Source organism: Peribacillus sp. FSL M8-0224 (genome assembly GCF_038003055.1).
GTDB classification, from domain to species: Bacteria; Bacillota; Bacilli; order Bacillales; family DSM-1321; genus Peribacillus; species Peribacillus frigoritolerans.
This window is the reverse complement of sequence record NZ_JBBOOJ010000001.1, coordinates 155,717-178,067: the sequence shown is the minus strand read 5'-3', so window position 1 is coordinate 178,067 and position 22,351 is coordinate 155,717. Positions and strand designations below refer to the sequence as shown.

25 protein-coding genes are annotated in these 22,351 nt (G+C 41.8%); 10 read left to right on the top strand and 15 right to left on the bottom strand.

Annotated features, from left to right (window positions below; all coding sequences use genetic code 11):
- Window positions 1-21: 21 nt before the first annotated feature.
- Window positions 22-153 carry a hypothetical protein gene (locus MKX49_RS00850; RefSeq protein WP_258832873.1) on the top strand — a complete coding sequence of 44 codons (132 nt, stop codon included), beginning with the start codon at window positions 22-24 and terminating at the stop codon, window positions 151-153.
- Window positions 154-679: 526 nt separating this feature from the next.
- On the opposite strand, the gene MKX49_RS00845 is transcribed toward MKX49_RS00850, so the two are convergent.
- Window positions 680-1,465, bottom strand: coding sequence for an SDR family oxidoreductase (locus MKX49_RS00845; RefSeq protein WP_063595226.1), 786 nt, complete (start codon window positions 1,463-1,465; stop codon window positions 680-682).
- A gap of 205 nt (window positions 1,466-1,670) precedes the next feature.
- On the opposite strand from MKX49_RS00845, the gene MKX49_RS00840 reads away from it, so the two are divergent.
- Window positions 1,671-2,570 carry a 3-hydroxyacyl-CoA dehydrogenase gene (locus MKX49_RS00840; protein ID WP_340874250.1) on the top strand — a complete coding sequence of 300 codons (900 nt, stop codon included), beginning with the start codon at window positions 1,671-1,673 and terminating at the stop codon, window positions 2,568-2,570.
- A gap of 151 nt (window positions 2,571-2,721) precedes the next feature.
- On the opposite strand, the gene MKX49_RS00835 is transcribed toward MKX49_RS00840, so the two are convergent.
- The 5 genes from MKX49_RS00835 to MKX49_RS00815 all read right to left on the bottom strand — a co-directional run bounded on the left by MKX49_RS00835 (window position 2,722) and on the right by MKX49_RS00815 (window position 6,874).
- Entirely contained in the window at window positions 2,722-3,249 is a 528-nt protein-coding gene (locus tag MKX49_RS00835; RefSeq protein WP_048685154.1) for a YehS family protein, read from the bottom strand.
- A 117-nt stretch (window positions 3,250-3,366) separates the two neighbouring features.
- Window positions 3,367-4,752, bottom strand: a complete 1,386-nt coding sequence (gene rlmD / locus MKX49_RS00830; RefSeq protein ID WP_048685151.1) for a 23S rRNA (uracil(1939)-C(5))-methyltransferase RlmD — start codon at window positions 4,750-4,752, stop codon at window positions 3,367-3,369.
- The gene (locus MKX49_RS00825) at window positions 4,749-5,633 is read right to left on the bottom strand and encodes a DNA-3-methyladenine glycosylase family protein (protein ID WP_063595228.1); all 885 of its coding nucleotides are present in this window, start codon (window positions 5,631-5,633) and stop codon (window positions 4,749-4,751) included. Before MKX49_RS00825 ends, rlmD begins: the two co-directional genes overlap by 4 nt.
- 122 nt (window positions 5,634-5,755) lie before the next feature.
- The gene (gene pdaA, locus MKX49_RS00820; protein WP_063596049.1) at window positions 5,756-6,541 is read right to left on the bottom strand and encodes a delta-lactam-biosynthetic de-N-acetylase; all 786 of its coding nucleotides are present in this window, start codon (window positions 6,539-6,541) and stop codon (window positions 5,756-5,758) included.
- Between the two features lie 147 nt (window positions 6,542-6,688).
- The gene (locus MKX49_RS00815; RefSeq protein ID WP_289348749.1) at window positions 6,689-6,874 is read right to left on the bottom strand and encodes a hypothetical protein; all 186 of its coding nucleotides are present in this window, start codon (window positions 6,872-6,874) and stop codon (window positions 6,689-6,691) included.
- Window positions 6,875-6,985: 111 nt separating this feature from the next.
- Here MKX49_RS00815 and MKX49_RS00810 point away from each other — a divergent pair, with 111 nt between their 5' ends.
- Window positions 6,986-7,123, top strand: a complete 138-nt coding sequence (locus MKX49_RS00810; RefSeq protein ID WP_164468808.1) for a hypothetical protein — start codon at window positions 6,986-6,988, stop codon at window positions 7,121-7,123.
- Window positions 7,124-7,172: 49 nt separating this feature from the next.
- Here MKX49_RS00810 and MKX49_RS00805 read toward each other — a convergent pair whose 3' ends face one another.
- Both MKX49_RS00805 and MKX49_RS00800 read right to left on the bottom strand, forming a co-directional pair.
- Window positions 7,173-8,741 carry a fumarate hydratase gene (locus MKX49_RS00805; protein ID WP_340874249.1) on the bottom strand — a complete coding sequence of 523 codons (1,569 nt, stop codon included), beginning with the start codon at window positions 8,739-8,741 and terminating at the stop codon, window positions 7,173-7,175.
- Window positions 8,742-9,033: 292 nt separating this feature from the next.
- Window positions 9,034-9,219, bottom strand: a complete 186-nt coding sequence (locus tag MKX49_RS00800; protein WP_034305661.1) for an SE1561 family protein — start codon at window positions 9,217-9,219, stop codon at window positions 9,034-9,036.
- Window positions 9,220-9,375: 156 nt separating this feature from the next.
- On the opposite strand from MKX49_RS00800, the gene yfkAB reads away from it, so the two are divergent.
- Window positions 9,376-10,497 carry a radical SAM/CxCxxxxC motif protein YfkAB gene (yfkAB, locus tag MKX49_RS00795; RefSeq protein ID WP_373689780.1) on the top strand — a complete coding sequence of 374 codons (1,122 nt, stop codon included), beginning with the start codon at window positions 9,376-9,378 and terminating at the stop codon, window positions 10,495-10,497.
- 33 nt (window positions 10,498-10,530) lie between these two features.
- On the opposite strand, the gene MKX49_RS00790 is transcribed toward yfkAB, so the two are convergent.
- Window positions 10,531-11,343 carry a YfkD famly protein gene (locus MKX49_RS00790; protein ID WP_336863776.1) on the bottom strand — a complete coding sequence of 271 codons (813 nt, stop codon included), beginning with the start codon at window positions 11,341-11,343 and terminating at the stop codon, window positions 10,531-10,533.
- A gap of 462 nt (window positions 11,344-11,805) precedes the next feature.
- Window positions 11,806-12,864: a calcium/proton exchanger gene (cax, locus tag MKX49_RS00785; protein WP_336863954.1), complete on the bottom strand. Its 1,059-nt coding sequence runs from the start codon at window positions 12,862-12,864 to the stop codon at window positions 11,806-11,808.
- A 189-nt stretch (window positions 12,865-13,053) separates the two neighbouring features.
- Here cax and MKX49_RS00780 point away from each other — a divergent pair, with 189 nt between their 5' ends.
- Both MKX49_RS00780 and MKX49_RS00775 read left to right on the top strand, forming a co-directional pair.
- Window positions 13,054-14,220: an MFS transporter gene (locus tag MKX49_RS00780; RefSeq protein WP_048685135.1), complete on the top strand. Its 1,167-nt coding sequence runs from the start codon at window positions 13,054-13,056 to the stop codon at window positions 14,218-14,220.
- Between the two features lie 332 nt (window positions 14,221-14,552).
- Window positions 14,553-16,472: a heavy metal translocating P-type ATPase gene (locus MKX49_RS00775; RefSeq protein WP_336863772.1), complete on the top strand. Its 1,920-nt coding sequence runs from the start codon at window positions 14,553-14,555 to the stop codon at window positions 16,470-16,472.
- Between the two features lie 229 nt (window positions 16,473-16,701).
- Here MKX49_RS00775 and MKX49_RS00770 read toward each other — a convergent pair whose 3' ends face one another.
- Both MKX49_RS00770 and MKX49_RS00765 read right to left on the bottom strand, forming a co-directional pair.
- On the bottom strand, window positions 16,702-17,541 hold the full coding sequence (locus MKX49_RS00770) for a YihY/virulence factor BrkB family protein (RefSeq protein WP_340874247.1): 840 nt from the start codon (window positions 17,539-17,541) through the stop codon (window positions 16,702-16,704).
- Between the two features lie 16 nt (window positions 17,542-17,557).
- The gene (locus MKX49_RS00765) at window positions 17,558-17,950 is read right to left on the bottom strand and encodes a hypothetical protein (RefSeq protein WP_063595231.1); all 393 of its coding nucleotides are present in this window, start codon (window positions 17,948-17,950) and stop codon (window positions 17,558-17,560) included.
- Between the two features lie 231 nt (window positions 17,951-18,181).
- Between MKX49_RS00765 and MKX49_RS00760 the strand changes: the two genes are divergently transcribed.
- The 4 genes from MKX49_RS00760 to MKX49_RS00745 all read left to right on the top strand — a co-directional run bounded on the left by MKX49_RS00760 (window position 18,182) and on the right by MKX49_RS00745 (window position 20,527).
- Window positions 18,182-18,406 carry a DUF1128 domain-containing protein gene (locus MKX49_RS00760; protein WP_034305672.1) on the top strand — a complete coding sequence of 75 codons (225 nt, stop codon included), beginning with the start codon at window positions 18,182-18,184 and terminating at the stop codon, window positions 18,404-18,406.
- 97 nt (window positions 18,407-18,503) lie between these two features.
- Window positions 18,504-19,769, top strand: a complete 1,266-nt coding sequence (locus MKX49_RS00755; protein WP_336863768.1) for a molybdopterin molybdotransferase MoeA — start codon at window positions 18,504-18,506, stop codon at window positions 19,767-19,769.
- Complete coding sequence (mobB, locus tag MKX49_RS00750) at window positions 19,757-20,272, top strand: molybdopterin-guanine dinucleotide biosynthesis protein B (RefSeq protein ID WP_063595233.1); 516 nt, start codon at window positions 19,757-19,759, stop codon at window positions 20,270-20,272. Before MKX49_RS00755 ends, mobB begins: the two co-directional genes overlap by 13 nt.
- A gap of 12 nt (window positions 20,273-20,284) precedes the next feature.
- On the top strand, window positions 20,285-20,527 hold the full coding sequence (locus MKX49_RS00745) for a DUF2164 domain-containing protein (protein WP_034305676.1): 243 nt from the start codon (window positions 20,285-20,287) through the stop codon (window positions 20,525-20,527).
- 40 nt (window positions 20,528-20,567) lie between these two features.
- Here MKX49_RS00745 and map read toward each other — a convergent pair whose 3' ends face one another.
- From map to MKX49_RS00730, 3 genes are all read right to left on the bottom strand, one after another.
- Complete coding sequence (map, locus tag MKX49_RS00740; RefSeq protein ID WP_034305678.1) at window positions 20,568-21,314, bottom strand: type I methionyl aminopeptidase; 747 nt, start codon at window positions 21,312-21,314, stop codon at window positions 20,568-20,570.
- Window positions 21,315-21,420: 106 nt separating this feature from the next.
- Window positions 21,421-21,936, bottom strand: a complete 516-nt coding sequence (locus tag MKX49_RS00735; RefSeq protein ID WP_034305681.1) for a type 1 glutamine amidotransferase domain-containing protein — start codon at window positions 21,934-21,936, stop codon at window positions 21,421-21,423.
- Between the two features lie 127 nt (window positions 21,937-22,063).
- Window positions 22,064-22,339 (bottom strand): late competence development ComFB family protein, encoded by a 276-nt coding sequence (locus MKX49_RS00730; protein WP_072272367.1) that lies wholly within the window; start codon window positions 22,337-22,339, stop codon window positions 22,064-22,066.
- Window positions 22,340-22,351 lie beyond the last annotated feature (12 nt).

Below are 22,351 nucleotides of genomic sequence, written 5' to 3'. Positions count from 1 at the left end.
ACCTAATTAAGGAGGGGTATAGTGAAAACGGAAGATGAAAAAACCTCAGAAGGCCTAAATGAGATTTTTGAGATTATCAATGCAAAAGGTGACATTGGGGAATTAAAAGAAATCGTCCAAAAACCTGATGAACAAACAAATGAAGACAAGTAAACCAAGGGGAATATCCTCTTTCAGTTTGTTGACAAAAGGAAGTTCAGAATGGTTCATTCCTAATCATGAATTGTTTTTGGGGCTTATTTTCCTCTCCAGGCAATCGCTTTCCTCGAGCAGTCTTAGCGCCTGAGGGGTCTCCCTTGGACATGCTTTTTTAAGCAGGAGTCCCGAACACCCGCTCCAACCAATTGGATTGTTTTTTAAAGATAAAAACTGCAGTCAAACCCGAGTTCTTCCAATTTGTCCATAGTCAGCAAGGGGATTAATTATCCTCTTTTTCGTCTGTTTTACATTGTACTAATGGACGCTTAAGTCCATTACAACATTAAAAAATGAGCTGCTGATCAGCTCGGATATTGCATTAAATCTCATGTACAAAAAACAAAAAAGTCATGCAAAAGAATGGGATAAAGGGGCTAGAGAATAAGGATTTTCCCTATTTCTCTTCCTTATCCACAATCCATGCACAACTAACAAAATTACTCCTCTACTGCACTAACCTATGACAGTAGTGCTCCATAAATCAGATTTCCATGTCCCACCGTTTCTTTTCGGTCTCTTTCATCAGTTTTTCCGTTTTCTCGGGATGGACAGTACGGAATTTATGGTGGTCAGCCGGGATGATTTCGATCATCTTTTCTATCATATCTTCCGGATCGAATTGGTTTTTTAATCCCTTTTCTTGCTTTTTCATATCCTCTGCTCTTGTAAAATTCTTTTCTCCATCGTACCATTTCCATTTTTCCTCAGCTGCCCTGTCGTTAAAACCGGTATTGTAGGCACCCGGATTGATGGTCGCAACCTGCACCCCAAACTCCTCCAGCTCATCCTTTAAGGTTAATGCCATTCCCTCGATGGCATGTTTGGTTGCTGCATACGGACCGCCGTATGGTGTCGTTATGATCCCAGCCATTGAACTTAAGAACACGATTTTCCCTTTTCCTTTTTTGACCAGCTTTCTTGCAGCAAACTGAACGGATTCTAGTGTAGCAAAAACATTCACTTCGAAGATCGCCCTGAATCGGTCCATCGGCATTTCTCCGAGCGGTCCTCCTTCATTGATCGCCGCATTTGCAACAAATACATCAAAGTCATGATTATCAATTCTTGCTCGATCACGTTCATTTGTAATATCCAATTTGAAGACTTCCATATCCAAGCCCCGTTCCCGCGCCTCCCTCATAAGATCCGTTTTCTGGGAAGTGATTTCCGTTGTGGCAATTACACGGTGTCCCTGCTTTGCTAACCCGAGTGCAGCTCCTCTTCCAAGCCCGCTGCCCGCTCCAGTAATGAAAATTGTTTTGCCCATCTTACATTCCTCCTATCAAGCTTCTCTATGTCTCTTCTTCCCATAAACGAATGGTATAAACCATTTAAAATGGTCTGCCTATAGGAGTGTTTATCCGTTTTTTAAAAGGGAAAAAAACTATATCAAGTTTATTCCTGCATCTATATTCAAGTTAAGTGCATAATTAACAAGAAGAGATATTCAGAGAAATAAAGGAGAAATGGCCATGCATGATAAAAATATCACGATTGCCGGCAGCGGCGTTTTAGGAAGTCAGATCGCATTTCAAACCGCATTCAAAGGGTTCAACGTGTCAGTATATGACATCCATGATGAAGCATTAGAACGTGCAAAAGATAGGATCATTAATTTGAAGACATACTATAAAGAAGACATAGGCGCTACAGAGGAAGATCTTAATACTGCATATGCCCGTATATCTTTCCACAGTGATTTATCTGCGGCAGTTGCCAAAGCTGACCTTGTGATTGAAGCGATTCCGGAAGTGGTTCAAATCAAAACGGATTTTTACACAGAGTTAGGAAAAGTCGCTCCTGAAAAAACAATTTTCGCTACAAACTCTTCTACATTATTACCAAGCCAATTTGCCGAAGCGACAGGCCGTCCTAAAAAATTCCTGGCTTTACACTTCGCTAATGAAATCTGGAAAAACAATACCGCAGAAATCATGAAACATCCTGGAACGGATAATGAAGTGTTCGAGGAAGTGATTGAATTTGCAAAAGCGATTGGAATGGTTCCTCTGCCTTTACAAAAAGAGCAGCCAGGCTATATATTGAATTCCTTATTGGTTCCTCTTTTGGATGCTGCCCAAATGCTTTTATTAAAAGGAGTGGCTGATACGGAAACCATCGATAAAACGTGGATGGTCGCAACAGGAGCACCTCTTGGACCTTTCGCCATTTTAGATGTGGTAGGAATCAATACCGCTTATAATATTTCACTTGCAAAAGCGAAAGCGACAGGTGATCCAGAAGTTGAAAAGCTGGCTAACTTATTGAAAACAGAGTATATCGATAAAGGGAAAATCGGAAGAGAAGCAGGAGAAGGCTTCTATAAATATCCCAACCCCAATTTCGCAAAACCAGACTTTTTAAGAGGCTAATGATTGAGAAGGTGCCTTGAGGATCCCTTGTGTTTCTTTACTATTTCGCACTTTATATCCCTTCAATAACATCATTAAAAAAAGACCATGAAATCGTGAAAAGTATTTTTCACGATTTCATGGTCTTATTCATAATGGGCATGTTACAGTATTATCCCCTATATCTCAAAGTTAATCCTTTTAAGAAATTCCTGGCGTATCGATCTCCACACTCTTTATAATTCCTATGACCCACTTTTCTTAATATAGCGCTTAATTCCCCTTTGGTTATCATGACTCCTGCTTCTTCCAAAATATCAATCATATCCTCACTGGTTAATGATAATGCTATTTTCAGTTTCTTCAGAAGGATATTATTCACACTTTCCTTATGCTTTACAGCCGGTGCCGGACTTTGAGGCTGACCAGGTTTTGGCTCTTGTCTCCCTCTTTTAAAAATGATCAATCCATTTAAAAAGGACTCTAACATCATGTTATTGCAGTTTACCCCATCATCAGCTTCATCCATATCATCATATTCTTCATATTCATCATAATAATCATCTTTTGGTTTTGTGAGCATCTGCATGACTTCTTCCATTGTCACTTCGATCTCCCCGAGTTTAAATATCTCAACCATATCTTTATTTTTAATATCCAGCGCATATCTTAATCGAATTAATATATCATGATTATGCATCCAAAACCCTCCTATGTATTTCTCGATTTTCACAGTACTTTCATTATTTCACAAATGGTTGGAAATAAACGCAGATTAAAATCCGAGAACCTTTTACAGATTCCCGGATCACTCTGCTTATTCTTTAATCAGCTTCAATGAGGTTACCACTTCCACATGGCTCGTCTGCGGGAACATGTCCACGGGCTGCATGGCCTCCACGCGATATGAAGAGCCCAGTTCTTGTAAGTCCTTCGCCAATGTGGACGGGTTGCATGATACGTACACTATGGTTTTCGGTTTAACTTTCAAGATTGTCTGCAGTAAAGATTGGTCACAGCCGGATCTTGGCGGGTCGACGACCAGTACGTCCGGTTTCCAGCCTTCTTTGGTCCAGCGTGGAAGGATATTCTCGGCTTTGCCTGTTTCATAGTATACATTGTTGCGTTTATGTTTTTTGGCATTTTTCTTGGCGTCCTCAATGGATTCTTTGATGACGTCCATCCCTCTGACTTCCTTGGCATTTTCAGATAGCCATAGCCCAATGGTTCCAACACCGCAATAAGCGTCAACCACTTTTTCCGTGCCGGTTAAGGCTGCTGCTTTTTTCACTTCATCATATAAGCGAACAGTTTGAACCGGGTTAAGCTGGAAGAATGTACGGGCTGATAGTTCGTATGATAGGTCACCCAATGTTTCGTTGATGACTTTTTCGCCTGCCAGGTGAATCGTTTTTTCGCCAAAGATCAGTGATGTGTCCCGGTTGTTGATGTTTTGTACGACCGATTTCACTTCTGGCAATTGGTCACGAATTTGTTTTAGCAACTGATCTTTTTGTGGAATTTCCTCCGCTCCCGTAACAAGGACAACCTGCACTTCACCTGTTTCAAATCCTACCCGTGTAATGACCGTACGGATAACACCTTTTCTTTTTCTTTCGTTATAGATCGAGATGTTCAGGTTCTTTAGTATCTTTTTCACTGTACGTGTCACCTTATTCGTTGCCTTATGCTGTACAAGGCAATTCGGGATATCGATCAGTGTATGGGAATTCATGCCGTAAAGGCCAGCAATCAACTTGCCATCTTTTTGGCCGACTTGGTACTGACTTTTATTGCGATAATTCCAAGGATCTTCCATGCCGATCGTTTCTTTTATATTTAATGAAGAAACTGGGAATTTCGAATGACGTTCCATCGCTTGAATGACGATATCTCGTTTTTCAATAAGCTGCTGGTCATAGCTCAAATGCTGCAACTGACAACCGCCGCATTCTGCGTAAACCGGACATGGCGCTGCAATGCGATGCGGTGATTCTTTACGGATGGTTTTTATTTTCGCCTCGGTGAAGTTTGGCTGAACCTTTGTAACCAAAGCTACAATTTCTTCACCAGGTAATGCTCCTGGGACGAAGACGACTTTCTTTTTGAAATAGCCGACTCCCTCTCCGTTAATCCCCAGCCGTTTAATCGTAAGGGGAAGGGTTTGATTCACTTCTAGTTTTGTATCTTGAATGTTTGTCATTTCTTTTCACTCCGTTTTTCAATGCTTCTCCACAAATAGAGGGAAGCGTAGCTTAGATATGGAGCCCATTTTACACTATAGGACTCCATTTCTTCTTGGGTTGGCTTTTGCGGTAAGCCATATAATATTTTCAAGGCATTTTGAATGCCAATGTCGGCTTTAGGAAATAGGTTCGGCCGGCCAAGTCCAAAAAGCAGGAAGTTTTCAGCCGTCCATCTACCGATACCGCGTATTTTTATTAGTGTATCCATAACCTCTTGATCGGATAGCTTTTCCATTATATCAAGGTTGAGATGGCCCTGAATGATCTGCTCGGAAAGTCCGATGACGTATTCCGCTTTCCGGCCACTGAATTGAATGGCTCTTAATTGCTCGATTTGAAGTTGGGCGGTTGTTTCCGGTGTCGGATAAAACCAGGCGCCTTCCATCTGGAAGCCGAAAGTTTTAACGAATCGTTCCGTGAGCGTATGGGCAAAAGATAAGTTCAATTGCTGATGTATGATGCATTTGACGAGGCAACTGTAGTAATCGAAGTCCAAGACTATGGCAGTACCGCGGTGCTCTTCGAATATTTCCCGCAAATCGGATTCCCGGAAGTGCCGGGAAACGCCTTCTAATGGCTGATGCCAATGAAAAACCTTTTTTAACCGTTCGATTGCTTTTGACTTGTACACCTCTGATTGACCTTTGATGATAAAAGATGGTTCATCGATATTTCCTATTGCCTGAACCTGCAAAACGATTGGTTCTTTTTCTATATATAGCGGAACTTTTACCGTCCTGTTAGTAAAATCAACTACCTGAAGTGGGTCTAACGATAATCGTTCGAGAACAAGATCGAAATTATAGGGTCCTTGAACCTGTAATTTTTCTGTCCACACAAGCGATCCATCCTTTAGCAGTTTTCCACGTATTATAGCATGTTTCCTGAAATATTACTTTAAATTGAGAAGAATGGATAAAAGCGGGACCTGAAATATCACGACAGGACCCGCTTCTCATTTTAATAAAGCATTCGGTTCGGCAACTGTTTCTCAATCATTAATTCATCAAGGCTACCAAAAGTGTACCCCTGTTTTTCAAGATCCGTCAGAATCGAGTCCAATGCTTCCGCATTATCCTTCGATACGGTATGCAATAATAAAATCGCGCCGGGATGAATCTGCTTAAGCACTTCATCATGTGCAAAAGCGGCACCCTTTTGTTGATCTACAATCCAGTCCCTATATGCCAGTGACCAAAAGATGTGGTAATACCCTTCTTTTTTTGCGATCCTCATTGTTCTCTCATTAAATACGCCACGAGGCGGCCTTAAATAGTTCATTCCCTTTTGCCCCGTTAATTTTTCCGTTGCTTCTTTTACCCGCTCAAGCTCGGTGCGAATCACATCGTCCGTCACGCTGGTCATATCCGGATGGTTCCATGAATGGTTTCCTACGATATGCCCCTCATTGGCCATACGGACAACAAGCTCAGGTGCCGTTTTTAAGTAATGACCCGTGACAAAAAAAGCTCCAGGAGCACCATGTTTCTTCAGAACATCTAAAATCTGGGCCGTATAGCCATTTTCATAACCGTTATCAAAGGTTAAATAAACGACTTTTTTCTTTGTATCCCCCTTATAAATCGCTTCATATTCAGGCAGCATTTCATTGAATTTTTTTCCGGCATCGGCAGGTGTCCCATTTTTTCCTTTATTGAAGCCCCAGTTATAGGATTCTGCAAAAGCTGGACTGGCCAAAGAGCATATCAAGCATATAAAAGCGGATAAAATCACCATTTTTTTCATTGGAATATCCCCCATGTCTTTTTTCTTATTGTTTCGAACATGGAGATTTATATGCATGATATTGTGAAGGTCGAATTCCTTCCGCAAAACCAATCCCACGCAAAAAAAAGGCCCTTCCTCCGAAAAGGATAGGCCCACATGTTTTTTTTATCCCTTAAATAACGCTTGTGCCGCCTTCCAAATAATGGCGATAGCGAAAATGAGAACGATTACAATTCCGACTACGTCAAGGAATGTTTCAAGACCGGAGAAAATCGTGTTTGCCACAGGAAGTTGGATGAAAGCAAAACCAGTTAACATGGCGAAAAAGAATAAGATGTAGTTATTCTGCATGAAAATCCCTCCTTTCTCTTCTAATGTATGTGCGACCATTCCAAAAGATTGTACTTTTCTGAGGTAATTTTCGCCTTTTTTTTCATATACATGTACCAAGGGGGGAATGTAATGCTGGAATGGGTTATCACTCTAGGCTTTGTTGGCTGTCTTGGTTTAAGTGGTGGAGTGTTTGTTCATTTTGTGAAAAGCGGATTGAATTTGGAGGATTCATCAAGGATCGATCCACTGCCGGAAATCAAAGAGTAAGATATGCAAAAGACGCTCAACCTTTTGGTGAGCGTCTTTTGCCAAACATTTATTTAAATACCGGTTCTTTGAATTGTGCCAATTTTTCCAATGAAGATTGCTGAACGTCTTTATGCAGGCTGTTTCCATGTGAATCCATGGTAACTACTGCAGTGAATCCTTCAACATTCAGATGCCACATTGCTTCTGGAATACCAAATTCAGTGAAGTTCACACCTTCGACGGATTTGATGCAGTCTGCATAATATTGAGCAGCCCCGCCGATTGCATTTAGATAAACGCCGCCGTGTTCACTTAATGCTTCTAGTGTTTTTGGTCCCATTCCGCCTTTACCGATAACTGCACGGATGCCGAATCGCTTCATGATATCGCCTTGGTATGGTTCTTCACGAATACTTGTTGTTGGTCCGGCGGCCTTCACATGCCATTTGCCCTCTTCATCCTTCAGCATAACTGGTCCACAGTGATAGATGATTTGTCCATCCAGGTCGATTGGTGCAGGATTTTCAGATAAGTGCTTGTGGATGGCGTCACGGCCTGTATACATTCTGCCGTTAATATGAACTACGTCACCCACTTTTAATTCACGAATTTGTTCTTCCGTGATTGGTGCTTGCAGGGTGATTTCACGGGAAGCTTCAACGTCCGATTCTGCAGCGGCTGCCACTTCATCCTTCGCTGCTTTTTCTGCTTCCAGAGCAAAGTCGATTTTCTCGCCTTCTTGATACAACCACTCATTGATTTCGCCTGTTTCAGGATTGACTTTCACTCCTAAACGGCGGAACGCCCAGCAGTTGTAAGCAACGGATACGAAAAAGCTTGCCGGAATACGGTGCATGACACCGATTTTACATCCAAGCAGTGTAGTTTCGCCGCCAAAGCCCATCGTGCCGATGCCCAATTCATTAGCAGTCTTCATGATGTGATCTTCAAGTTGACGAAGATCTTCATTCGGATTCACATCTTCATTACTGCGGAAAAGTTGAGCCTTAGCCAGATCATATCCAGATGAACGGTCCCCTCCGATACCCACGCCGATGAAGCCGGCACTGCAGCCTTGTCCTTGTGCTTGGTAGACAGAGTGAAGGATACATTTACGGATTCCGTCCAAATCACGGCCCGCTTTTCCCAATCCTTCAAGTTCCATAGGCAGACTGTATTGGATGTTCTTATTTTCACAGCCGCCACCTTTTAAGATGAGACGAACATCAATATAGTCTTTTTCCCACTGATCGAATTTAATGACAGGAAGACCTTCCCCAAGGTTATCCCCGCTATTTTCACCCGATAAAGAATCAACTGCGTTTGGACGAAGTTTTCCGCCTTTTGTCGCTAAAATGATTGCATTTCGAATTGCTTTTTTTATTTCAAGTTGGTTCACGCCAACCGGAGTTTTTATTTTGAAAGTCGGCAGACCAGTATCCTGACAAATCGGTGATACATTGTCGTCAGCCATTGTAATATTATTCGTGATGGTGGTCAGGCTCAATGCAGAACGAGTACCTGCATTTTCACGTTGTTTTGCACTTTTGACCGCACGACGAACATCCTTTGGAAGATTCGTTGAAGTTTCAACGATAAGACTGTACATACTTTCTTGGAATTTTTGAATATCCAAATTTCTCTTCCCCCTCTTATTTCCCCTAGATTAGATTTAATCATTTCCCTGCTTCTCTATAAATAGTGAATGATTCAACACCCGTTTTATTATACATCTAACATAATCTTTCGAAAACAAGTAATTATTTTTCTTAATGAACAGCAATTTGGAGAGAAATGAGTAAAGCGCCAGAAATAGCCCATGTGTTAAATTCCATCACCAAACATTTCCATCAAAAAAGGATGACGAAGTTTCTCGTCATCCCTTCATGAATATTAACATTGAAAAAATCATACTATCGAAACAGATATTAGTCTTCGCGGGTTTTGAATTGTTCCACTTTGCCTTCCAAATCATCTATCATGCCGATTAAACGGTCTATATCTTCCAACTCCGTATTTTCCGGTTCGATATGATCAAGAACTTCCATGAACATCGTGAGGCGTTCTTTTAAATATGTTAATTGTTCGTTTTTACCTGTAATGGATTTTCCCATGAGGCACTCTCCTTCCGTTCTTCTTTCATCGTAACGAAATCTGCTTGAAAGTGCAATGGCAAGCTATAAATGCAGCTCTCCGCCATTTGACAATTTTTGTCCCCATTGTTCATAATGGGTTAGTGCATTATTACGTAAGGAGTTTTAAATATGTCAATAATCAAGCAAGACCTTTTAACACCAATTACACCCAAGTATGATCCTTGGGAAGCATATATGGACGTTGAACAATATGGAAAACTCAGCCTTACCAATGTGGAGTTCACCACCACCACCCTTTGCAATATGCGATGTGAGCATTGTGCCGTCGGTTACACACTCCAGCCCAAGGACCCGGATGCACTGCCTCTGGAATTACTGATCCAGCGCCTTGATGAGATCCCTTTGCTTCGCTCGCTCAGCATTACTGGCGGGGAACCGATGCTTTCAAGAAAACAAGTGAAGAATTATGTTTTGCCTCTATTGAAATATGCCCGTAGTCGCGGGGTCCGGACACAAATCAATTCCAATTTGACCCTTGACTTGGAACGGTATGAGGAAATCATTCCTTATTTGGATGTTCTCCACATTTCCCATAATTGGGGAACGATCGATGAATTCATTGATATCGGCTTTGCCATGATGGACCGAAAACCATCCCGGGAACAGCGAAAGAAATTATTTGATAAAATGATCGAAAATTCCCGTGCCCTGACAAAGGCTGGTGTACTGGTATCTGCGGAAACGATGCTTAATAAACGGACATTGCCTCATCTTGAGCATATTCACAGGCAGATCGTCGATGAAATGGGATGTCAGAGGCATGAAATTCATCCGATGTATCCAAGCGATTTCGCTTCGGCACTTGAAACTTTACCACTGGACAAAATGCGTGAAGCGATTCATCATTTGCTTGATATCCGTGATGAAAATGTTTGGATGCTTTTCGGTACCCTGCCATTTTATCCTTGCAATAACAGTATAGAGGATATTAAGCTGCTTCAACGCCTTTATGGTTCACATAAAGTGACTGTGCGTAATGATCCTGATGGACGATCACGGTTGAACATCAATATTTTCACCGGGGAAGTGATCGTTACCGATTTTGGGGACGCGCCTACTTTAGGGAATATCAAAGATCAGCCCTTGACCGAATCCTATGAAACATGGATGAATTCGAAACTGGCCAATGAATTGAATTGCCACTGCCCGGCAGTCAAATGTCTAGGCCCGAATGTACTCGTCAAAAATGCATACTACCCGAAAGAGGACTTCAGGATCAGGAAGTCAACCATATGAAGAAAAACTCGCCAATCCGGCGAGTTTTTCAATTTACCTGGGTTGCTGTGAGACTGTAAAGCTGAAGGATACATGGTCCTGAACCGGTATCCATGCACCGATGCCTTGGGAAGTGATGTTCTTTATCGTAATGGTTCTTTTATTTCCTTTTAGGTTCAAATACACTTCCCCATATGTGACCTTGCCTTTTTCATTTACGGCGGAAGCAAAACTGGATAAGTAACCAATCCTATTTGACGCAACATTGTATACTTGATCTTTTTTCGTACCAGCTCCAATGATCGTTTCAAAAGCCAAAGGCAAATTCGTTTTCTCAGTGGCTTTTAACAGCATCATCTTTTGAACATCCTCAGCCTTAGGGATTTTCGCTGTCAGACCGCCACTCACTGCCTTCTGACTTTCCTGGACATAACGGATCTTATAAGGAACTTCACCGCCGCGATTATCATAGTAATTCGTATTGATCTTTTGGTATTCCCAGTTTGGTGCCGTTTCTGAAGACTCATAATTCAAGGCCCAATGGCCAAGGTAAATGGTCGCCCTGTATCCAAAAGCAAGCGGGGCTTTTGCAATTGCGGATTCATTCAACATTTGGATGAGTTCTGGATTTTCAATCTTAATATCCGACGATTCGATCAATTGTTCAGCAAGATTACTTGGCTGCAGCATCGGAAGATCCTGGGTCGGGTTCGGATACGTATTCTCCTTTGCAATATTCAATACGGAAGGTGGGATATTCACCTTATTCGGATTTGCTTTGACTTCTGGTATATCTGCTGCAAAACTTACATTCGCCTGAATAAAGGCAATTAGGGCAATCATCGTAATAAGAATAATTCTTCTCATGCTGTCGCACTCCTTTTGAGGGGTTCAATCATTTGTTTATAGATTTTGTTTTTAGCCAACATTCTATACATTTCATTCCGATTTCAACTTTGTAATAAATTTGTAAAGTTCAGAATATTTACTTTTATTCTCAAATCGGTTATACTTATTTTACATTATAAAAAGGAGGCGAAATCGTTCATACCTATTAAACCTTCAGGAGGTATGCTTATCGAACAATCCATGACACCCTTTTAAAGGATGACAGAAAACGAATTCGCTAATACTTAAATCTGATGTAAAAGGATGGTGTGACACTCTAGAATATTTTCTCAACTTTTACAAAAGCATGATGAAAAATTTTGGAATAACTTATGAATGGTAATTTACTAATATAGAAATGACTCTGCTAAATCTAACCTGAGCAGAGTCATTTTTATTTTTATAAAAAGAAAGACCTCCCGCATCGGAAGGCCTGCATTCTTATAATAAGTAAAATCCGATTCCCATAATGATGTAAGCGGCCAATAAGGTAAGCCCTTCAAACCAGTTCGTTTCCCCGTCATTGGATATCATGATCATCAAAAAGACTGCTGTAACCATTGAGATCAGTTCTGGCATTGTGAAGACAAGCGGCATATGCGTTGGATACATTAATGAAATAAGTACGAGGACAGGAGCTACGAACATCGCTACTTGAAGCGTGGAACCGACGGCTATCTCCACTGCGACATCCATTTTGTTTTTATAGGCCATTATGACGGCGGACGCATGCTCTGCCGCGTTACCCACGATTGCAACGATAATGACACCGATGAATAACTCCGACCATCCGAAGGTTTCCCCCACTTCGCTGAACGTATGGACAAGTTTTTCCGATACGTATGCAACGGCCAATGTAGCGGCAGCAAGTATTATAATTGCCTTTTTCCTGCTCCACTCCGGTACTTCCTCCTCATGTTCCTCGGTTTTCTCCGTATGCTGATATACCCCGCGGTGAGTCACCAATTTAAAGAATAATGCAGCAAGATATAATAAGATCAATATAATGGAAATTCCTACACTTAACGACATCGTGCTTGATTCACTCATGTCTTGTGTGAATACTTCCGGTATGACAAAGGCTACAATAACCGCAAAAATCAATAGACCGGCATTATGCCTCGCATCGAATACATTAAACTTCTGCCGTTTGTATTTAGTCCCTCCGACAAAGAATGAAAGGCCTGCCACCAACAATAAGTTCCCTAATACGGAACCTGTCAAAGAAGCCAACACGACCCCCACAAGCCCCGCCTTTAATGAAAAGATGGATATGATCAATTCCACTGCATTCCCAAAGGTTGCATTCAAAAGACCGCCAATCCTTGGTCCCATGACGATCGCTAAGCTTTCAGTAGCCCGGCCCATGAAGCCTGCAAGCGCGACAATGGTTAAGCAATATACGATGAACATGATCACACTCGGCCAATGCAAAAATGACCCGATGACTGATATAGGGACGCCCAGCAGGACAAGCCCAAAAAATATTTTATTCACGATACTTCTCCTCACAATCCTATAGTTCTTTTTATGTAACAAAAACTATCATATAAAATCTTCGGGCGAAGACAAAGGAAAATTTTATCACCTTCTCTCTTCTTGTCAATATTTACCCAAATTTCTATTGCTTAATCCTCTTCCTAAGATGTAACATCAAGAAGGTATACATTTCTTAGGAGACTTGATTTTATGAATAATAAATTGCTTTTTAGCGTTTTAATCTTAATTGTCGGCATATCGGGGTTTTCTCAAGGGATGCTTCTGCCGATCATTGCCATCATTTTTGAAAATGACGGACTTAGCTCATCCCTGAACGGGTTTCATGCAGCCTCGCTTTATATTGGAATTCTGTTGATTTCTCCTTTTATGGAAGCACCGCTCCGTAAATACGGCTATAAGCCATTGATAATATTTGGCGGGATAACGGTCATTCTATCGCTAGCCTTATTTCCTGTTTGGAAATCATTCTGGTTTTGGTTTGTCCTCCGTTTCTTCATTGGAATCGGCGATCATACACTTCACTTTGCTACCCAGACCTGGATCACTGCCATTTCACCTAAAACGAAGCGCGGAAGGAATCTCGCCATTTATGGACTTTTCTTCAGTCTTGGCTTCATGGTAGGCCCGCTGATGACGAAGCTTCTCGAGATTAATCAGTCTTTGCCTTTCATCATCACATCCATACTTAGCCTTCTGGCTTGGTCTGCTGTTTTCCTTATTAGAAACGAACTTCCTGAACAGGATGATTCCGAAAGCACCTCATTCCTGGGCACACTCAAAAGGTTTACGAAAGTGAGCCGCATAGCTTGGGTCGCATTTTTGCTTCCGTTCACATTCGGCGTGCTTGAGGCATCATTGAATAGCAATTTTCCTGTATTCGCCCTGCGTTCCGGAATCGATTTAACCGCAGTTTCCATCATCATTCCGGCATTTTCCGCGGGGACCCTGCTTACCCAGATTCCCTTAGGGATGATAAGTGACCGTTTTGGACGGCGAAAGACCTTGCTGACGATCCTTTTTTCAGGATTTGCCATATTCACGCTTGCAGGGATTTATTCCTATTCAGTGCTTGGTCTATTCATCTGCTTTATGTTTGGCGGAATGATGGTTGGTTCCACTTTCTCGCTGGGAATCAGTTATATGGCAGATCTTTTGCCTCGAAACCTATTACCTGCAGGAAATTTATTATGCAGTATTTTCTTTAGTCTCGGCAGCATCGGCGGTCCATTTTTTGGCGGCCTTGTCATTGAACATATCCAAGGCGGGAATTTTTTCTACATGATCAGCATCATGCTTTTCCTTGTCTTCATTTCATTGGCCTTGTTTAAGGAGAAAATGCCTGCTTCTGTTATGTAATATAGTTTATTATCTGGACTCCTTCTTTTATTATTCAATTTGACCGGTATTTATCAAGAGTGCCTGTATATTGGAGATTCGATACTTTATATTTTTTACTAGATTAGAATCATTCTTCTTTATTTCTGAATAGGATATGTGGTAATATAATATTAACAAAAGGGACATCACCTTTATAAACCTTTGAAAACATTGCTGTCATCGCAATTACGATGGCAGCTTTCATATTTTATCCAGAGAAATGACGTTGATTATCTTTCTCAATTAGATATTAATCAAATGATAATCTATATCATTTACACAAAATAGAGAAGAATGTGGGAGGGAATCTTATGACTACAGATACTAAACATTTAACCCAACCGGCTACATGCAAAACCACTTGGTTGGAAAAAGCAAAACCTCATTTAGAACTTTTTGCAGCATTATTCAGCGGTTTATTAATAGTATTGGGCTGGGCCCTTTCAAAGAACGGAGTGGAGTCCACTTCCATCGTCATATACGTAGCCTCTTTCTTGATTGGTGGATTTGCCAAGGCAAAAGAAGGTATAGAAGATACGATTGCCGACCGGGAATTGAATGTTGAGATGCTGATGATTTTTGCGGCCATCGGTTCTGCGGTCATCGGATACTGGACGGAAGGTGCCATTTTGATTTTCATCTTCGCTTTAAGCGGCGCCCTTGAGACATACACGATGAATAAAAGCCATAAAGAAATTTCGGCACTTATGGACTTACAGCCTGAAGAAGCACTGCGCATCACTAACGGATATGAAGAAACCGTGTCCGTTTCCCAGTTGTATGTCGGGGATCTGATTTTAGTGAAACCGGGTGAGCGAGTTCCTTCAGATGGAAAAATCACGGACGGACGTACCAATATCGATGAAGCCGCCATTACTGGCGAATCCATACCAGTCAGTAAATCATTGGATGATGAAGTTTTCGCTGGAACGGTTAATCTCCGTGGTACGATTACCGTGGAAATCACCAAACCGGCAAGTGAAACATTATTTCAAAAAATAATCAATCTCGTTCAATCCGCACAAAGTGAAAAGTCCCCTTCCCAGCTGTTCATTGAACGGTTTGAAGGGACTTATGTAAAAGTGGTATTGACGGTTGTCGGTTTGATGATGTTCGTACCCCATTTCCTATTGGAGTGGAGCTGGACTGAAACATTCTACAGAGCGATGGTCCTGCTCGTTGTCGCTTCTCCTTGTGCCCTTATGGCCTCTATTATGCCAGCTACACTTTCTGCCATTTCAAATGGTGCACGTCATGGCATTTTGTTTAAAGGCGGCATCCATCTTGAGAATCTAGGTAACCTGCAGGCGATCGCTTTGGATAAAACCGGTACATTGACAAAAGGAAAACCAGCGGTAACGGATGTCATTATCCGCGAAGATTTAAACGAAGAAGATTTCTTATTTCACATTGCATCTGTTGAAAATTATTCGAACCACCCATTAGCAACTTCGATCGTTCGTTATGCCAAAACGAAATTGCAAAGAGATATCATTAAACCGGATAACATGGAAGATATCTCAGGTAATGGGGTTCAAGCATACATCAATGGCGTACTTTGGCAGGTAGGAAAAGCTGATTTCGTCGGTCGCAGTGAAGCAGAACGATTCCAAAATGGCATTGCGCTGACATTGGCTGAACAAGGTAAGACAATCGTGTATGCTAAAGATGATTACGGAATTGCCGGTATACTCACTTTGAAAGATGTCATGCGTGAAGAGACAGTTACAGCCATCGAAGCTTTGAGGAATGAGGGCATCCATACCGTCATGCTGACAGGCGATGGTGAAAAAACGGCTAAAGCGATTGCCTCGGAGAGCCATATTGATGCATATATTGCCGAATGCCTGCCAGAAACGAAAGTGACTGAAGTGAAAAAGCTTAAAGAACATTTTGGCACTGTAGCGATGGTTGGGGATGGCATCAATGATGCACCTGCTCTGGCAACAGCATCTGTTGGTATTGCAATGGGTGAAGGAACGGATGTTGCCTTGGAAACAGCGGATGTCGTTCTGATGAAGAATGACCTGCCGCGCATCGCGGAAGCAGTCAAATTATCCAAGAAGATGAATCGGATCATCAAACAAAACGTCATCTTTTCCATTTCGGTGATCATGATCCTGATAGCATCCAATTTCCTTCAATTCCTGGACCTCCCATATGGTGTCATTGGCCATGAAGGAAGCACAATCCTCGTTATACTGAACAGCTTAAGACTTTTGAGAAACTAAACCATGAAAAAGGAGCCATCCAAGGCTCCCTTTTTTATGTTCATTTAGTGATATCCGTTCTTACCGTTTGCAGAACCTGATGTTTTATGGTTCGAACCTTTATTTTTTCCTTTTTGTTTTGTGCTGCCATCCTTTTTACTCATGAATGAACTCCTCCTCTTTAAAAGTTGTCATTTCTTGAATAGTATCCGCAGCATGATAGTCCGCTATTACGGGAACTCCAGGAAGCTCATGCACATTCTGGCTTTTTCCTTTCACTAATGAGCGCATTTATTTCCCCGCCCAGTATGATGATGAGCCCCGATAAATAAAACCAGACCATTAATACGATTATCCCTCCAAGACTTCCATATGTTGCGGAATAATTAGCGAAGTTCTCCACATAAAATGAAAACAAAAAAGAAGCGAGGCTCCATCCTGCCGTTGCAAAGATTGCACCAGGCAGTACGGTTATGCACTTTAGCTTAATGTTGGGCGCAATCCAATAAAGGATGGTGAACACAATTAAAAATACAAGCGTACTGACCACCCAGCGAAGTTGGTTCCAAATCGTAAGAAACTCATCGGATTGTCCAATTTCGGCAAATAGGAACACTCCGATCTGTTTTCCGAATACCGGCAGCAATAAAACGACAATAAAAACAAAAATCATCGCTAAAGTGAGAAGAATCGACATTCCCCGGGAAATAAAGAAAGTTCGACTTTCTTTTACACCATATGCATGGTTAAATGCTTTAATGATTGCATTCATCCCATTCGATGCCGACCATATCGTTCCGATGACACCAAACGACAATAAAGTCCCATTCGCTTCCATCACTTCCGATAGGTTAGCTTCAATGATTTTCATCGAATCGTCAGGTGCATATGTACGGACGGTATTTAATATATCTTCATGTGAAAATGGCAGATAGGCCAATAAAGTGAATAAAAAAATAAGTAACGGAAACAGGGAAAGCAAGAAGAAATAAGACAGCTGTGCGGCAAGCCCCGACACATCATCGACCTGTAACCGTTTTACCAAAGTCTTGAAGAATGAGCCTTTCAGCCATTCTTTTTTATTGGCCATACCTCCACCCCATTTTTTAATTTAAGGAAATTCGTTCGTGGTCTCTAGAGGACTGCTCTTCTTCCTCTGCAGTAAAAACTTCCTTCGTCTCCATCACCACTTGGGCAACTTGTGATGGAATATCTTTCATTTCCTCAACCTTTTGGGAAATGAAGGATACATCTTCGGAAATTTTTTCAACAGTGGAACGGACCTTGGATGATGTTTCACGTACTTGTGTAAGCACCCCATTGGGATTCTTCACGAATTCCTTCATATTACTCATGCAGCTTTTGCTGTTTTCCAATACAGAATAACGCGTTTGCTTGTCAAAAAGGCTTATTGCCGCCCCAGCTAACGCCCCAATAAAGACCGCTTGCATAAATTTACTTTTCTTGGCACACTTATATTCTTCTCGAATGTTGCTCATATATTCTCCTCCTCGTCATATATTAGTTGATGGATAATGGTAGCTCTCTCCATTATACAATGTTTAAAAAAGTTTTTTCCTATCTTTTCCCAAACTCTCTCACTTTAAAACGCGAAGATCACCAAGATTATCCGGGGTCAAGCTTCATATCCCACCCGAATACTCATTGACTTCCAGCGGTAATCATGCAAAGATGAAAATAATTTAGGAACGTATGAAAGGATGAAGGAAATGGATTTAACGCAAAACACAGCCGAAAGTGTCGAGTTTATGATCGAGGCAATCAAGGATAAATTAAAAGTGATGAACTTCGGTGCAATCAAATCAACTCATTTTGATATCGAAATGTACGAAGAACTGCACGATATTTATACAATGGTGATGAAAAAAACGAATTTCAGTGTCCGTGAAATGGAAGCGATCGCTGAAGAACTTGGAAGACTGCGTAATAAGTAACATTCAAATCCTCCCATACCGGTGAGGATTTTTTTCATTTTCCAAAAATTTCTGCTACATTTGATATAGAAATTGAAAACGGACAGGAGTTGTAAGCATGGTAGAAAGAAGAACGCCCATCAGCATCGCAGAAGCAGTGGAAAAAGTGATGAAGCATAAATTAACAGGACATGTGGAACTGATTCCCCTAGAGGACAGCCAAGACCGTTTTTTGGCTCAGGATATTGTAGCTACAAATGATGTTCCGCATTTTAACCGCTCCCCATATGATGGATTCGCCCTCAGGTCCAAGGATACTTCTGAAGGTTCCATAAATAACCCTCTCGAGTTCGAAGTGGTGGAAGAGTTGGCTGCGGGTATGGTATCGACTATTCCCGTTCAAAAAAATCAAGCGGCAAGAATCATGACTGGAGCCCAGATGCCAGCTGAGTGTGATGCCGTAATCATGCTTGAACTTACGAAGGAATTCGAAAAGGACGGAAAGAAGTACATATCATTTAAACGCTCACTTAAGGAAGGCGAAAACGTTTCTTTTCAAGGCGAGGATGCTAAGAAAGGCGATGTTCTTGTAAAAAAAGGAACAGCGATCAATCCAGGGATCATCGGCTTGCTGGCAACATTCGGTTATGCGGAAGTGCCAGTTGCCAGGAAGCCTGTCGTCGGATTATTCGCTACGGGATCGGAACTGCTTGATGTTCATGAACCGTTGCAGCCTGGGAAAATCCGAAACAGCAACTCACATGCCATCTCCGCCCAAATTCGGAGGGCCGGGGGGGAAGTCCGTTTTTACGGAAAGCTTAAGGACGAATTCGAATTAAGCTACGAGGCCATTTCAACTGCTTTGGAGGAAGTGGATCTGCTCATTACAACAGGAGGAGTTTCTGTCGGTGATTTTGACCTTCTCCCGGATATTTATCAAAAGATTGGCGCCGATGTCTTATTCAACAAAGTGGCCATGCGCCCCGGCAGCGTGACGACCGTAGCGGTATATAATGACAAATTTTTATTCGGTTTATCCGGCAATCCATCCGCCAGTTATGTCGGCTTTGAACTATTTGCAAGACCGATCATCCGCACGATGCTGTTCTCGGAACATCCGCATTTAAGAAAAGAGACGGCCCAATTGGCAGAGGACTTCTTAAAACCCAATCCTTTCTCACGTCTGCTTCGCACCCGATTATTTTACGAATCTGGCCAGATGAAGGTAATTCCAAGCGGTGTGGATAAATCCAATATTACAACAAGCTTGGCAGGTGCCAATTCACTGACCGTCTTACCTGGGGGGACACGTGGTTTCCAAACGGGAGACTTCGTGGACATCCTGCTCCTCGATGACCAGGAAGGTTCCAAATGGCCTTGGTGAAGCCCTTTATTTTTCAGGTGGTTGGCTACCAAAATAGAGGAAAAACGACCTTCATAACGACTTTAATCAAAAAGCTTCGCGAAGCAAAATTAGAGACAGCCGTTTTAAAACATCATGGACATGGCGGAAAACCAGATGTTACAGGCACGAAGGATTCCAATAAACACTTTCTTGCTGGGGCGGCCGCTTCACTTGTTGAAGGAGATGGAACAATCGAGCTGCTCGGCAATTTCAGGGGGAGCGCCCCTATCACTGAGCTGATTCAATTACTGTGTCTATTTCTCCCTGATGTGATTTTAATTGAAGGGTATAAGCAAGAGGATTTTCCCAAGGTCATTTTAATCAAGGAAGAAAGTGACCTCCCGTTATTGGAACGGCTTACCAATGTCAAGGCAGCGGTGGCTTGGCCCGAATGTCTTGAACGAACCAGGAATCATGCTTCAGTACCTGTCTTCCCTTTGGATTCGGATCAATTCATTACATGGTTTTTAGAACAAATATGAAGGAGTGGGACAATGTTCATTCAATTCCCCATAGAAAAACGCCGTAAAATGATCGAAAGTATCCAAGAATATGTGTATCAGGAACATGGGAAGGAAATCGGTGAAATTGCTGCTGAAAATCACTTGCAGTTCATTTTCGAAAATATCGCTCCCTTTATTTACAATGAAGGGATCAAAGATGCTAAAAAAGTCATGGAGGACAGATTAGGAAATATCGAAGAGGATTTGTATTCATTGGAACGCCCCATTGATTAAAATGAAAAACAGCATCATAATCGATGCTGTTTTTTTATATTCACTGTTCGGTTAGAATAAGCGGACCGTTTTTCGTTATGGCAATCGTATGCTCATATTGAGCCGAGTATTTCCCATCTGCAGTGGATGCCGTCCATCCATTCGGGTTCCGGCTTGCTTTATATGTACCTACGTTTACCATTGGCTCGATGGTGAATACCATTCCTTCCTTAAGACGAGGACCTTTATTCGGCAGTCCATAATGCGGAACCTGAGGCTCTTCATGAATGACATTCCCTATCCCGTGTCCGATGAAATCACGAACGACAGAGAAGCCTTCCGCTTCGACATATGTTTGTATGGCATGACCTATATCTCCAATCCGATTGCCTTCCACACATACTTCAATCGCCTTATATAAAGATTCCTTCGTCACATTCACTAAATGTTCGGTTTCCTTTGAAACCTTACCGACCGTATACGTCCAAGCAGAGTCAGCAAGGGCCCCATTATAATTGACGACCATATCAATCGTTACGATATCTCCGTTTTTCAAAGGGGTCTTACGAGGGAAACCATGACAGATTTCTTCATTTATGCTGGCACATGTCGCATACTCATACCCTTTGTAACCCTTTTGTTCCGGCTTCGCACCATGTTTTTTTAAGAATCCTTCAACAAATTCTTCTATTTCCCATGTTGTCACACCAGGAACAATCAACTTTGCAATCTCCCTATGACAAGCTGCCAAAATTTTACCCGATTCATGCATCGCTTGAATTTCACGTGCAGATTTTAATACGATCAATCGTGACACTTCCTTTTTTATTCGTCTCTCCTTTTATTTTACTGCAAAGATTGAAGTATATGAATCCTTTAAAATGAAAAATCCCGGCAGCTGCCGGGATTTTTCATTATTTCAATAGATTGAGCGATTCCCGGTTAAATGCCGGAAGATCTTCAGGTGTCCTGCTGGTTACAAGCTGGTTGCCGCAAACCACAACCTCTTTGTCCAAATATGTGGCACCTGCATACTCCATATCGACTTTAATGGATGTATACCCTGTTGCGTGGCGTCCTTCAAGTGTTTTGGCCGTAATCAGCAACTGCGGACCATGACAGATCGCAAATACAGGTTTTTTATCATCCATGAACGATTTTGCGAAAGATACGAAGCGTTCGTCAGCACGCAGTTGATCAGGCGAGAACCCACCGGGGATGAATAACGCATCGAAACTTTCCGGTTTCACCGAGTCGATGCTTTCATCAATCTCGACTTCCACCTCCCCTTGTTTCCCTTTAACCGTTTTCCCTTTTACCATTTCAATCGTCGTTACCTTATGGCCGGCTTCTTCAAATGCTTTTGCCGGTTCACTATACTCCGAGTCCTCAAACATATTCGTTACTACACATGCGATTTTTTTACCCATAATCATTCATCTCCTCAATTTTTGATCGAATGAACCTACTTTGCACTTTATTTATGTTCCCTCTGACACTATAAATAAAACACATAATTAATAGTTGACCTTTTGTTTATGAGTAAAATACCGCGAATCAATGTTTAGGGTACTGGCCAACAACGTGTATCGCATTGATGATTCTTTTATTGATCCATTTCCTGTTTTCTTCTGTATTCAAATTTCCAAATATCCTTTTCCGCCCTACTTCCGTGGTTACATAGTAATTAGGCAGGTTATTCAATGATAATGTGATGATGTCATTTTTACATTTCCTGCACGAACAAAATGTTTGGTATTCTATACCTGACATTAAAACCTGCACCCATGTCACAACGATTTCTTCCATCACATTTGTGTATTCTCTTTCCATATATTCTCCTTC